The following is a 13,183-nucleotide window of genomic DNA, read 5'->3' as shown; positions in this document are numbered from 1 at the left end:
ATATGGCAGAATCAGCTGGAAAGCCTCAGGCATCTAAATCCAAGACAGAGAAAGCTAAAGTAGAGAAAAATAAAGCGGAGAAATCCGATACATTAAGGGCAGCTTCGGTAAAAGGCGGCTCATCCAGGCGAAATGCCGGGATTAAGGCAGAGTCCGGGAGTAAGGCGGATAATACGGCTCAGGGAAATACCGCGGCCGGACAGGAAGCAGCAGCCATTGATTTTGCGGCGGATCCGACGAATTATGTTAACCGTGAACTGAGCTGGCTGGAATTCAACTACCGTGTGCTCAGCGAGTCCAGGGACAAGAGCATCCCGCTTTTTGAGCGTCTTAAATTCCTGAGCATAACCGCCTCCAACCTGGACGAGTTTTATATGGTACGGGTGGCCTCCTTAAAGGACATGGTACACGCAAAGTACACCAAGCCCGACATTGCGGGCCTGACGCCCCAGGAACAGCTGGACCGGATCAGCGAGAGGACCCATGAGCTGGTGGAGATGCAGTATTCCACCTATAACCGTTCCCTGGTGCCCGCCTTAAGACAGAACGGGCTGCGCATCATAACAGAACATGAGGATATGACCGGGGAAGAAGCGGCATATGCGGACGAGTATTTTAAGAAGAACGTATATCCGGTCCTGACGCCCATGGCCTTTGATTCCTCCAGGCCCTTCCCGCTGATACGGAACAAGACGCTGAACATTGCCGCCCTTTTGAAAAAGAAGAGTGGTGAGGATGAGGAACTGGAATTCGCCATGGTGCAGGTTCCTTCGGTCATTTCCAGGATTGTGGAGCTGCCCAGGGAGATAGACGAGGACGGCAAGGAGCAGAGGGTGGTCATCCTTCTGGAGGAAATCATAGAGCGGAACATGCCTGCATTGTTCCTCAATTATGACATTGTGGCCTCCCATCCATTCCGCATCATGAGGAACGCCGACCTTACCATAGACGAGGAGGAGGCCGTGGACCTGCTGGAGGAAATCCAGAAGCAGCTTAAGAAACGTCAGTGGGGCGAGGCCATCCGCCTGGAAATAGAGGACAATGTGGATAAGCGCCTCCTTAAAATCCTCCGAAAGGAATTGTCCATTAACAGCCAGGATATCTTTGAGATTAACGGTCCCCTGGACCTGACATTCCTTATGAAGATGTACGGACTGGAAGGCTTTGAACTGTTCAAGGCGCCCCGGTATGTGCCCCAGCCCGTGCCGGCCCTTATGAATGAGGATGATATATTCACCAATATCAGGAAAGGCGATATTCTGCTTCACCATCCATATCAGAGCTTTGATCCGGTGGTGAACTTTGTGCGCAGCGCCGCAAGGGATTCGGAGGTCCTGGCCATCAAGCAGACCCTGTACCGTGTCAGCGGAAATTCTCCCATTATTGCGGCTCTGGCGGAGGCAGCGGACAATGGCAAGCAGGTGTCGGTGCTGGTGGAGCTGAAAGCCCGTTTTGACGAGGAGAACAATATCAACTGGGCAAAGATGCTTGAGAAGGCCGGATGCCATGTGATTTACGGTCTGGTGGGCCTTAAGACCCACAGCAAGATTACCCTGGTGGTAAGGATGGAGGAGGATGGAATCCGCCGCTATGTACATCTGGGCACCGGCAATTACAATGATTCCACGGCCAAGCTTTACACGGACTGCGGCATACTTACCTGCAATCCCCAGATAGGGGAGGACGCCACCGCCGTATTCAACATGCTGTCCGGTTATTCCGAGCCTCTGGCCTGGAATAAGCTGTCTGTGGCCCCCCTCTGGCTCAGGGGAAGGTTCCTGCGCATGATACGCAGGGAGACGGAGCATGCCAGGGCCGGCCGGCCGGCCCACATTATGGCCAAGATGAATTCCCTGTGTGACAAGGAAATCATCACAGCTCTGTATGAGGCGTCCTGCGCGGGAGTCAAGGTGGAAATGATTATCCGCGGCATCTGCTGCCTGAAGGCAGGTGTGCCGGGACTCAGCGAGAACATATCCGTGCGCTCCATTGTAGGCAACTTTCTGGAGCACAGCCGTATCTTTTATTTCTTCAATGACGCAAGCCCGGAGGTATACATGGGCAGCGCGGACTGGATGCCCAGGAACTTAGACCGCCGGGTGGAAATCATGTTCCCTGTTGAGGACGAGATATTAAGGGAAAAGGTAATCCATATTCTGGAAGTGGAGCTGGAGGACAATGTAAAGGCCCATATACTTCAGCCGGACGGCAGTTACGAGAAGGAGGATAAGAGGGGCAAGGTCCTGGTCAATTCCCAGGAGCAGTTCTGCAGGGAAGCTGTCCTTATGGCTAAGGAGTCCGCAGATGAGGAGGATCCGGCCAGGAGCAGGGTGTTTAAGCCGGTTATGAGCAGTAATTAGGTAACGTTCCAAAAAGAATCGTTTCTAAAAGAATCCCTAGGTCGTGCAAGACTTGGGGATTCGCTTAATGTAAAAGTAATCCGGCTTATCGTTCAGTACTCTGTTTTTTCGCAATCTCCTCCATAAGAGGCAGACAGGCATCAAAGAATATGCGGTAGCTTTCACAGAAATAATTGTCATAAAGTCCGCTTTCAGGATCCAGATCCCGGTTTCTCTGGCAGCCGCCCCGGCAGATATTGTAATAGGAACAGGAAAGGCAGGAATCTTTTAATTTTTTAGAACGTTCAATAAATCCGATTTCCTGACGGCGCCGGTCAATGCTATCCAGCTGATCCGTATTAAAATTTCCCAGCCGGTATTCATCCAATACATAGAAATCACAGGGATAAACGCTGCCGTCTGCTTCCACTGCATTCTGGATATTGCATACACCGCACTGATCACAGGCTTCCGGGCGGTAGCCCATGAGGATGCCAATATAATTTTCAAACTGGCGGATATAAGGCTGGCAGCCCTTCTTCCAGTCTTCGTACCAGAGATGGAATAAAGTGATCAGGAAATCCTTGTACTGCTCAGGAGAGAGGGCATAGGAATTCTTCCCGTGCTCTTCATCTAAGGGATCAAGGCAGGCAATATACTGCTGGTAGTCCCAGTTCTGTTTCCGATAAAACTCATAGATCTCTTTTATATGGGCAGCGGTATTATTGGTTACTACTGTAAGGATATTAAAATCCACTCCGTGCTTTTCCAGCAGTTTTGCAGCCTGGAAGATCCGGTCAAAAACAGATTCACAGCCGGAAGCATGGCGGTACATGTCATTGGTTTCTTTTGTCCCGTCTAAAGACAAACCTACCAGAAAATGATTTTCCTTTAAAAAGCGGCACCATTCATCGTCCAACAGATATCCGTTTGTCTGTAATGCATTGCGGACCTGTATATGGTATCGGTTATACTGGGTTTCATAAGCAATGGCTTTCTTAAAGAAATCAATTCCCCGAAGGGTAGGCTCACCGCCCTGAAAAGCATAGGCAACAGCACCTTCTGCCCGCAGGATTGTCTTGCGGATCACATTTTTTAAAGTTTCTTCAGACATAAATCCATAAGACTTCTGAAGCCGTTTCTGGGCTTCATCACAATAAAAACAATAATCACAATGCATATTGCACATCCCGGAGGATGGCTTGATAAGTACGCTGATAGCCGGCATAGTATGTAAACTCCTAACGTTGTTCTTTTTTAAATTCTTCCGGGGATATACCCCAATATTTTTTAAAAGCTTTTCCAAAATATCCTGCATTGGAATATCCGGTTTTTTCTGCAACCTCATAGATCAGAAATTCCGGCGACTGTAAAAGCTTCCTGGCTGCCTTCATCCGGACATCCGTGAGATAAGTGGAAAAATTCACTCCCGTTTCCTTTTTAAAAAGGTTGCTTAAGTGGGACGGCGTAATATTTACCAGTTCTGCAATCAGGTTCAGGTCAATATTTTCACTGTAATGAAGCTGCAGGTATTCTTTGATCTTCAGGATTTCGGAGCGTTCACCGGAACGTTTTTCACGGATGAATTCCGTAAACTTTCTGGTAAAGCCGGACAAGACCTGTTCGCAGGAGCGAAGGGTGTGCGTCTGGCGGATCCGGCTGAAAATGTCGGCTTCACCGTCCTGCATCTGGTAAATGGAAAAATTCTGTTCTCTTGCTACCCGCACATAAATATTCAGGATCTCCTCCAGATAAGAATAGCAGAGGGAAGAAAAGAACAGTCCGCTTTTCAGCCAGAGCAAAAAGCGGGAAATCAGCTCACAGGATTTCTCTGTGTTGCCGGAGGAAAGAGAAATATAAAGCTTCTGGGCCAGGCAGCTGGTAATAAATGGGAAACCTGCAGATGTAAGCATCCGGAAAGTCAAAGGTTCTGTTTGTTCATAAAAAACACAGGTGTTTAATGTATCTTCCGCCTGTTTTAATCCGTCTTTAAACACTGAATAATCCTTCAATCTGGGACTTATGCCGAAATATACGGTCTGGTTGGCATACTGCTTCATGGCTGCAGAAATCTGACGGCAGAGAAAATCATTTTTTTCTGCATTTTGTATGATCAGATATCCTTTTTCATCCAGGGAGAACAGTTCATTCCCAGGGTAGCGCTGGCAAAGCTGGTTCAACAGATTATAAATCATTTTTCTGCGGTTGTCATCCGGTATTTTGGCTGTTTCCGGTTCAAAGGTAAAACGCATCAGGTAATAATTTTTCAGGGAAATAGTCAGCTGAATGTTGTGGAGCACATTTTCTATCTGTTCATCTGAGGTGAATCCCCGGTTCTGCAGTTTTTTTATAAAGAGATATTTCAGATCATCAGTATTTAAAGAAAAATGCGGCTCATTTTCCGGCAGGTCAGCCAGATCCTGCCGGATCTCACCGAGAACTTCCAGGATCTTTGCCGGGTCAATGGATAATTTCAGGATATAGTCCCGGGCGCCGTATTTCATGGCTTCTCTGACGAGTTCAAATTCGTCAAAGCAGCTGAGCACCACTGATTGTATGGGAACTTTCTCCTGTTTTAACTTTTTAAGCAGCGTGATACCATCCATTCCAGGCATTTTTATGTCTGTGATCAGTATATCGGGTTTCAGGGCCAGGATTTTTTCATAAGCTTCGTTTCCATCGGAGACTTCTCCAATTACATCAAAACCATGATCATTCCAGGGGATTACTGCCTTAATACCGGCTCTTACCAGTGGTTCATCATCTGCGATCAGTATTTTTATCATTGTTTTGCTTCTTTCTGTAATAAAAATGGGTCTGATTTCTGGTGTCGGGGAAAAGTGATCGTTACTTCCGTATAGGAATAGCCGTCACTGTTATATACTAATCCGTAATCAGGGCCATATGCAAGCCGGATCCGTTCTTCTACATTGCATACACCCAGTCCGGAGAAAACATAGCCTTTTTCTGCATGTGTCTTAGGCTTTAAGATCTGTTCCATCTGTTCTTTTGTCATACCGGTTCCGTTATCTTTTACACACAGGATAATAAGATCCTCAGAAAGCTTTCCGGAAATGTCAATGGAAAGATAATCGCGGTGCTCAATGTTGTGGAGAATGGAATTTTCCACAAGAGGCTGCAAGATCAGTTTTAAGGTGCGGCAGTCTAAAAGGGAATCATCTATATGGTAAAATACATTAAAACGTCCCGGATACCGTACCTGTTGGATCTGGATATAGCTTCTTATATTTTCCAGTTCTTCGCCAAGCGGAAGTACATCATTAACCTTGTTCATACTGATCTCAAGAAGGCGTCCGAGAGAGGTTATGGTCGTGGTGATGTGGTCTGTTCCGGATACCACTGACATCCATTTAATAGAGTTTAAGGTATTAAAGAGAAAGTGGGGATTGATCTGTGCTAAGAGCATTTCAAAACGCAGCTCACTTTCTCTTTTCTGAGTGGCCTGGATTTCATTGATCAGGTGGCTGATTTCATTGACCATGTTGTTAAAGGTACGAGAAAGACTGCTGATCTCGTCTCTGGAATTGGTGGTGGCCACTTCCGCATTCAGATTGCCTGACATCACCAGCTCCATTTGCTCTTTCAGCTTTAAAAGAGGCCTTAACTGAGCGTAAATAGCAGAAAATGTTACCAGAAGGCATGCCATTAATAACACTAAGGATACAGCAAATGTAAACAGACGCAGCTGGTAAATGTCCCTGTAGAGAAAATCTGTGGAAATGGTATCTTCCAATTTCCAACCGGAGAGGAAGATGGAGGTTTCTTCCCGGAAGCTTTCGTTATTTTGGGGTGAACGGACTCCGCAGATGGTATTGCCCGCAGAATCCGTCAGTTCCATGGTTCCGGCAGCAGTTCCAAGAAGCTTTGAAAAATTGTTTGCCGGAATGGAGATCACCAGATAATATGACTGAGAACAGAAGGATGGAAGTTCTCTGATATAGGAAATAAAAGTCTGGTCATTTTCAAAATTGCGATAACTTTTGTGAGCATTTGAAAAATATGTAGTGGAAACGACCTGTTCTCTGAAAAAATCCTGATACCGGAATTTCTGGTAAGAAAGTGTGGAGTATAAAAGCCGGTCTTTGGAAAGAACGCTGATATCTGCACTGGAATTTAACAGGGCGTTATTTGCATTCTGGATCTGTTCATCTACGTACTGCCAGCATTTTAAATAAGTATATCCCCTTTGTTCTGATTCACGATAGAGTACACCGTAATGATCCAGGGAGATCAGGTAATCAGAAGCCTTGGCAATGTTTAAGCAAAGGTTCTCAATGTCATTTCTTGTCTGGCTTAGGTTTTCTTTTTCCAGGGACTGTGCTTTGGTACGGATAATGCTCTCCGCTTTCCTGTAAGCCCAGGAAAAAAGGGACAGATAGGGAATCAGAAAAAGTACAATAATGATCATAAACAGACGGCAGGACAGATTCAGTTTCATAAAAGTCTGTTTCATCATTATAAACCGCCTTTCCATCAAATCAAGTGTTTACATAGAGTATACAATAAAAAAGACAGGAAAGAAAAGCTTCTTTGAAAAACGCGTAAAAAATTACCATTTTGCAAAAGAAATTACCAATCGAATAAAGGTGCATAAAAAATTACCAGTTTCCCCTTTATTTCTGCGTTCATTATAAGCAGGAACCGGTATATAATGGGGCCATCAAACAGCAGGAGGTATGGTTTATGAAAACAGGAAGAACAGTTGCGTTGGGGCTGTCTGTTATTATGGCAGCTTCTGTAATGGCAGGATGCGGCGGTTCAGGTTCCACAACCGATCAAAAAGGGGAGGCAAAGGCAGAGGCATCCGCAGAACCGGTGGTGCTCCACTGGTGGGGATCCTTTGCGGAGAATATGGGGCCGGAACAGGTATGTGAAGCTTTTAATAAGATAGATCCCAATCTTCAGGTGGAGTATACAAGATATGTCAATGATGATGCGGGAAATACCAAGCTGGATATGACGTTGATGTCAGATACTTCTATTGACGTTTTCTTCAGTATGAATGATGTTCTTTTAAAGAAGAGAATTGACAGCGGTTATACTTATCCGCTGGATGAATTATTTGACAGCGCAGGCTTTAAGCTGGATGAAGACTATGAGGATACTATTTCCCAGAAAGAAATAAACGGACATTATTACAGTCTTCCGGCAAAGAGAATTACAGAGACGATCCTTTATAATCAGCAGATGTTTGATGAAGCAGGCGTACCGTATCCAAGCAAAGACTGGACCTATGACGAATTCCTGGATACAGCCAGAAAACTCACCAAAGGAGAAGGAAATGACAAGGTTTATGGCTGGTTCTTCCCTGGATATGATGCGGGACAGCCGGCACTGCGTATGTTAAACAGTAAGCTGGGAGTGGACTGGATGTATGCCCCGGACGGAAAATCAGCGTTTATTGATACAGAAGATGTAAAAGATATAACAGAGAAATATTTACAGCGCGTCAGCGAAGGTATTGAGCCAAGCTATGTAGATGTGACCACACAGAAAATGGCGCCCGCAAGCATGCTGCTGACAGGAAAAGCAGCTATGATATTCGGCGACTGGGTAGTGAGAGATGTAAAGGATACAGCTAACTATCCTCATGATTTCAAGGTAGGCTTCGCTCCAATGCCAAGATTGTCCGCAGATCAGGAACACAATTATACTACATCTTATACGGATGACTTAAGTGTTAATTCCAAGTCAGAGCATCCGCAGGAAGCCATGAAGTTCATCAAGTGGTATATCGAGGAAGGCATGGATTATGTGGCACCTTATGCGAGAATTCCGGCATGTAAGAAGTATGATGCAGATAAGGTGGCTTCCCTTATCTTTGGTGATCAGCAGGAGCTGTTTGATATGGAGAGTGCAAAAGATGTATATTTGGCAGGAAGTGATGTCTCCATCCGTAAGAATATGACAGCCGCTGCGGAGATCAATACCATTTTAACAGAGGAATTTGATAAGGTATTTGCCGGAGCCCAGTCCGTGGAGGATACTCTGAAAATTGCCCAGAAGAGAGCGGATGAGAAGATCGCCCAGGAACAGTAGCGCAGGTGATACCTATGAATAAACGAAAAATCAAGAAGGCAAAATCTGCTATGAAGGGGTATGCCTTCATAGGGCTCAATCTGATTGGTGTACTTATATTCTGGACAGTTCCCATGCTTTTCAGTTTTATTATAAGCATATCCAAATGGGATTATTCCAAGGGAATCAAGGGAATCAGGATCCAGGGATTTTCCAACTATGTGGAAATGTGGAGGGATGCGTGGTTTAGGGCATCCCTCATCAATAACATTGTTTTTACTGTAAGTTATGTAGCTGTTCTGATTGTACTTTCATTTATGGTGGCTTATGTATTAAATGAATATGTGATTGGAAAAAAATTCGTACAGTTAGGTCTGTATTTACCCTATATTGTAAATATTGTAGCAATATCCGCTGTATGGCTGGCGCTGTTTTCTAATAACGGCCCCATTTTAAATCTGCTTCGTAAAATAGGAATGGAAAATCCGCCTGTTTTTGTGTCAGACCTTCGCTGGGCCCTTCCCGCCATTGTATTGATCTGTATCTGGCAGAACCTGGGATATACAGTGATCCTGTTTCTTTCCGGTATGATCAATGTGCCAAGAGATCTGTATGAAGCTGCAGCCATTGACGGAGCCAATGGTATTGCACGGATCTGGTATGTGACGATTCCCATGTTATCCGGTACTACATTTTTTATTGTGATCACATCCATTATCAATTCATTTAAGGTATTTGGACTGATCAACCTGATGACCCATGGCGGACCGGGAACTGCAACTACCATGCTTGTATACAATATTTACCGCACAGCATTCCAGTTCGGAAAGCTGGAATTTGCATCCGCTCAGGGGATTGTCCTTCTGGCGATTATTTTCTTCATCACCTGGATCCAGTTCCGTATCCAGAAAAGGAACGAGGCATAAGGAGGCAAGGTAAAATGAACAAAAATCATAAAACAGCAAAGATTATATGTACCGCCTGCCTGTGGTTTATGGTAATTGTCTGTACCGTTCCTTTTATATGGATGATATCAGCAAGCTTTAAGCGTGAGGCAGATGTATTCGCAGTTCCTTTCCGGTTGATTCCGGATTATCTGAACCTGCAGAATTATAGAGAGGTATGGTTCGGAAAATACAGCTATTCCCTGATGTTCCTTAATTCTGCAAAAGTAACTCTGCTTTCTGTGGTATTTGCAGTGACTACTTCTATTCTTGCGGGATATGGATTTTCAAAACTGAAGTTTCCGGGAAGAGATAAGATTTTTCTGCTCTACCTGGCTACCATGATGATTCCTCATCAGCTGCTGATGGTTCCCAAGCTTTTAATGTTTAAGGAAATCGGAATCTACAATACCCACTGGGCGCTGATTCTTCCCGCCGCATTCTCTATTTACGGTGTATTTATGGTGCGGCAGTATATGCTGCAGATCCCGGAGGAGCTTTCGGAAGCGGCCCGGATCGACGGAGCGGGGGATCTGCGGATCTGTTTTCAGATCATTGCGCCCTTGTGCAAACCGGCACTGGTAACACTGGTCATTCTTTTCTTTACCTGGAGCTGGAATGATTACGACAATGCACTGATTTTTATTAATAACAAGGATCTGTACACCATCAATCTGGGACTGGTAAATTTTATGGATGAGACAGGGCTTAAATACAGTCTGATCATGGCTGCAAGCGTAATCTCTATCCTGCCTATTTTTGCCATATTCCTGGCGGCCCAGAAGTATTATATCGGAGGCCTGACAGCAGGCGGCGTGAAAGGATGAGAAGCATGAAAAAGAAACCAAATATTATTTTTGTAATTACAGATGACCAGGGGGCATGGGCTGTAGAATCTGAGACAAACCATGATATTAAGACCCCGAATCTGAAACGCCTGGCAGAGGCGGGAGTGACCTTTGATGAATTCTACTGTACTTCTCCGGTCTGCTCACCGGCAAGAGCCAGTATCGTAACTGGAAAGATCCCTTCCTGCCATGGCATACAGGACTGGTTGAGGAAGGGAAATCTGGATGCCTGGAAATATCCTCATATGGCAATGATGGATGGATTTGATATGGAAGACAAGTCCATTGATTACCTGAAAGGCCATAAAACCTATATGGAATATCTGGCTGAAAATGGTTACCACTGTGCTTTAAGCGGAAAATGGCATATGGGAGATAATATTACAAAGAAAAAGGGATTTGAGTATTATTTTACCATTGGAAGAGGCGGCTGCCATTATTATGATGCAGATATATTTGAAGACGGAGAGTTATCCATTTCCCATGAATATATTACAGATACCATCACAAACCATGCTTTAGAGTATCTGGACCGGCTTTCAGGAGAAGGGGCCCCATTTTATTTAAGTGTCCATTATACAGCGCCTCATAGCCCCTGGGATGCAAGTGAACACCCGAAGAAATTCAGGGATCTGTATAAGGACTGCGAATTTAAAGATACACAGGATCTTCCTATTCATCCATGGCAGGCAAATAATACCTGTCCGATCGGTGATACACCTGAGAAGAGAAGGGAATATCTTACGGGATATTATGCCGCTATCTCTGCCATGGATGCAGGCGTAGGAAAGATCATGGACTGGGTAGATGCCCATGGGCTCAAAGAGGATACAGTGATCATCTTTACTTCCGATAACGGTATGAACCTGGGGCAGCACGGAATCTGGGGAAAAGGAAACGGTACCTATCCGCCAAATATGTATGATTCATCCGTAAAAATTCCATTTATCATTAAAGTTCCCGAATGCGAAGCACCTGGATCCACCTGTTCTGCTATGGCCGGACAGTATGATATTTTCCCTACTATCCTGTCACTGGCAGGATGCAAATATGAGCTGGAGCCGCTGCAGCCGGGAAAAAGCCTGTTGGAGCAGATCAATCATCCAGCGGAAAAATATGAAGACCGGATTGTTGTATTTGACGAATACAGCAAGACCCGTATGATAAAAAAGGGAAGTTTAAAATATATCCACCGCTACGGAGACAGTCCCTGCGAGTTTTATGACCTGTCAAAGGACCCGGATGAGGAAACCAACCTCTTCGGAAATCCGGAATTTGAAGAGCAGATCAGGAGCCTTAAGACAGAGCTGGAAGGATGGTTCGACCGCTATTCCGTTCCTAAAATGGATGCAAGAATATGCGGTGCTGTAGGCCGGGGACAGGAGAAAATGTGTTATGAGGAAAATGCATTTGATCAGTCTATAGAGTTATATCATCGTTCTTAAGGACCTGCATTTTGCTATTAAGGATTCCTGATCGTATTGTCAGCGCCAGCCGGCCCTTTGTCCGGCTTATTGTAAGGGGCCTTTGATGGCTGCAATGAAGCCGGAAACCTCCAGGCGATGGCTTCCGGGAACGGGAGGGGCGCTGCCCAAGCCGCATCCTGGCAGATAGGATCTACCGGAACCGGGAAGATAGTGTTTGTTCTGCAGACATTAGCTATGGACACCACAGAACACCAGAGAAAGTATAAACACAATGATAATGGTCACGATACCCATAACGCCGGTCATACCGGTCTGGCACTTATAGGCATCCTTTGTCTCCATGTCAGAGAACTGGGATACCACCCAGAAGTAGGAGTCATTGGCATGGGATACGGTCATGGAACCGGCTCCGATAGCCATAATGACAAGTACCTTTGCCAGCGGGGTGGTAAATCCCAGGGCAGGCATCAGAGGCGCAATCATAGCGGAGGTGGTAATCATGGCAACAGTGGAAGCTCCCATGGCTGTCTTTAACAGGGCCGCAATGATGAATGGAAGGAAAACGCCCACACCAAGACCCAGAAGGGATGCGCTCAGGGTATCTGCAATAGGCAGTTTCTGAAGGATGGCTCCAAATGCGCCGCCTGCGCCGGTGATGGCCAGGATGCCTGCGGAATTGGTGACACCTTCTGTAATCCAGGATAAGGTGTTTTTCTTCTCAGCAGCCGGAACCAGGGTCATGGCCAGGAACACGCCTAAAATCAGGGCAATAACAGGATTACCGATAAAGGAGAACAACATCTTCACAACTCCGTCTCCAAAGGGAGCGCTTGGAAAATCGCCTACGGATTTAAGTGCAATCAGTACGATGGGAAGCAGGATGGGCGAGAAACTGTGGAGTGCGCCGGGCAGCTTGCCGTATTTCTGAAGCAGTTCATCCACCGTGTACTCAGGGTTGGCAGGAATATCAATTTTGCCGGATACCTTTTTGGCATAGAACAGCGCTGATAAGGTGGCTGGTATGGATACCAGAAGGCCCACCAGTATGGTCAATCCCAAATCGGCTTCCAGGGTACCGGCCATGGCAATAGGGCCAGGGGTAGGGGGAACCAGACAATGGGTTGCATATAAGCCGCCGGACAGGGCGGTAGCCATGACGGCCAGGGATACATTGCTCTGGCTGGCCAGGGCTCTGGAGATCGGGCTTAAGATGACGAAGCCGGAATCGCAGAATACAGGGATGCCTGTCACATAACCGGTGATGGCCATAGTCAGAACGCTGTTTTTCTTTCCAACCAGCTTGAGAATGGTGTTGGCCATGGTCAGGGCAGCACCTGTCTTTTCAAGGATGGTCCCGATGATGGTTCCTGCCAGGATTACGATACCGATGCTGGCCAGTATGTTGCCGAAACCGCTTTTTACTGTGTTGATGACTTCCTCTGTGGGAATTTTGCAGACCAGGCCCACGGCGATGGCGATAACCGTAAGTACTATGAACGGGTGCTGGTTAAATTTAGATATGGCCAATACCATACAAACTACGGCCAGAAATATGACTAAGAATATAAATAAACCTGACATTGTAA

9 protein-coding genes are annotated in these 13,183 nt (G+C 45.9%); 5 read left to right on the top strand and 4 right to left on the bottom strand.

The features are described from left to right. Positions 1–2: 2 nt before the first annotated feature. Positions 3–2,360, top strand: coding sequence for an RNA degradosome polyphosphate kinase (locus tag LA360_RS16940; RefSeq protein ID WP_022200446.1), 2,358 nt, complete (start codon positions 3–5; stop codon positions 2,358–2,360). Between the two features lie 85 nt (positions 2,361–2,445). Here the strand turns inward: LA360_RS16940 and LA360_RS16935 are convergent, their stop codons facing one another. The 3 genes from LA360_RS16935 to LA360_RS16925 are packed head-to-tail and all read right to left on the bottom strand — an operon-like array spanning position 2,446 to position 6,798. Beyond that, complete coding sequence (locus tag LA360_RS16935; protein ID WP_002594399.1) at positions 2,446–3,567, bottom strand: anaerobic sulfatase maturase; 1,122 nt, start codon at positions 3,565–3,567, stop codon at positions 2,446–2,448. 13 nt (positions 3,568–3,580) lie between these two features. Further along, positions 3,581–5,125 carry a response regulator transcription factor gene (locus tag LA360_RS16930; protein ID WP_022200448.1) on the bottom strand — a complete coding sequence of 515 codons (1,545 nt, stop codon included), beginning with the start codon at positions 5,123–5,125 and terminating at the stop codon, positions 3,581–3,583. Further along, complete coding sequence (locus LA360_RS16925) at positions 5,122–6,798, bottom strand: sensor histidine kinase (protein WP_225537590.1); 1,677 nt, start codon at positions 6,796–6,798, stop codon at positions 5,122–5,124. The genes LA360_RS16930 and LA360_RS16925 overlap by 4 nt, the downstream gene beginning before the upstream one ends. Before the next feature lie 245 nt (positions 6,799–7,043). On the opposite strand from LA360_RS16925, the gene LA360_RS16920 reads away from it, so the two are divergent. Genes LA360_RS16920 through LA360_RS16905 form a run of 4 tightly spaced genes read left to right on the top strand, consistent with a single transcriptional unit; the run spans position 7,044 to position 11,615 of the window. Then, positions 7,044–8,399, top strand: a complete 1,356-nt coding sequence (locus LA360_RS16920) for an ABC transporter substrate-binding protein (RefSeq protein WP_022200450.1) — start codon at positions 7,044–7,046, stop codon at positions 8,397–8,399. Between the two features lie 14 nt (positions 8,400–8,413). Further along, a complete protein-coding gene (locus LA360_RS16915; protein WP_057571371.1) occupies positions 8,414–9,304 on the top strand; it encodes a carbohydrate ABC transporter permease in 891 nt (296 codons plus the stop codon). A 14-nt stretch (positions 9,305–9,318) separates the two neighbouring features. Beyond that, complete coding sequence (locus LA360_RS16910; protein ID WP_002586837.1) at positions 9,319–10,149, top strand: carbohydrate ABC transporter permease; 831 nt, start codon at positions 9,319–9,321, stop codon at positions 10,147–10,149. Positions 10,150–10,154: 5 nt separating this feature from the next. Further along, positions 10,155–11,615 carry a sulfatase-like hydrolase/transferase gene (locus LA360_RS16905; RefSeq protein WP_225537589.1) on the top strand — a complete coding sequence of 487 codons (1,461 nt, stop codon included), beginning with the start codon at positions 10,155–10,157 and terminating at the stop codon, positions 11,613–11,615. 210 nt (positions 11,616–11,825) lie between these two features. Here LA360_RS16905 and LA360_RS16900 read toward each other — a convergent pair whose 3' ends face one another. Then, positions 11,826–13,178 carry a GntP family permease gene (locus LA360_RS16900; RefSeq protein ID WP_002586839.1) on the bottom strand — a complete coding sequence of 451 codons (1,353 nt, stop codon included), beginning with the start codon at positions 13,176–13,178 and terminating at the stop codon, positions 11,826–11,828. Positions 13,179–13,183 lie beyond the last annotated feature (5 nt).

Source organism: Enterocloster clostridioformis, assembly GCF_020297485.1.
Classification (GTDB): domain Bacteria; phylum Bacillota; class Clostridia; order Lachnospirales; family Lachnospiraceae; genus Enterocloster; species Enterocloster clostridioformis.
The sequence above is the reverse complement of the archived record's forward strand: the minus strand, read 5'-3'. Positions and strand labels throughout refer to the sequence as shown.

Excerpts from the sequence above, each read along its gene's own strand:
- LA360_RS16925 (WP_225537590.1), bottom strand. The coding sequence starts at position 6,798 with ATGAAACTGAATCTGTCCTGCCGTCTGTTTATGATCATTATTGTACTT.
- LA360_RS16900 (WP_002586839.1), bottom strand. The coding sequence starts at position 13,178 with ATGTCAGGTTTATTTATATTCTTAGTCATATTTCTGGCCGTAGTTTGT.
- LA360_RS16920 (WP_022200450.1), top strand. The coding sequence starts at position 7,044 with ATGAAAACAGGAAGAACAGTTGCGTTGGGGCTGTCTGTTATTATGGCA.
- LA360_RS16940 (WP_022200446.1), top strand. The coding sequence starts at position 3 with ATGGCAGAATCAGCTGGAAAGCCTCAGGCATCTAAATCCAAGACAGAG.
- LA360_RS16935 (WP_002594399.1), bottom strand. The coding sequence starts at position 3,567 with ATGCCGGCTATCAGCGTACTTATCAAGCCATCCTCCGGGATGTGCAAT.
- LA360_RS16905 (WP_225537589.1), top strand. The coding sequence starts at position 10,155 with ATGAAAAAGAAACCAAATATTATTTTTGTAATTACAGATGACCAGGGG.
- LA360_RS16915 (WP_057571371.1), top strand. The coding sequence starts at position 8,414 with ATGAATAAACGAAAAATCAAGAAGGCAAAATCTGCTATGAAGGGGTAT.
- LA360_RS16930 (WP_022200448.1), bottom strand. The coding sequence starts at position 5,125 with ATGATAAAAATACTGATCGCAGATGATGAACCACTGGTAAGAGCCGGT.
- LA360_RS16910 (WP_002586837.1), top strand. The coding sequence starts at position 9,319 with ATGAACAAAAATCATAAAACAGCAAAGATTATATGTACCGCCTGCCTG.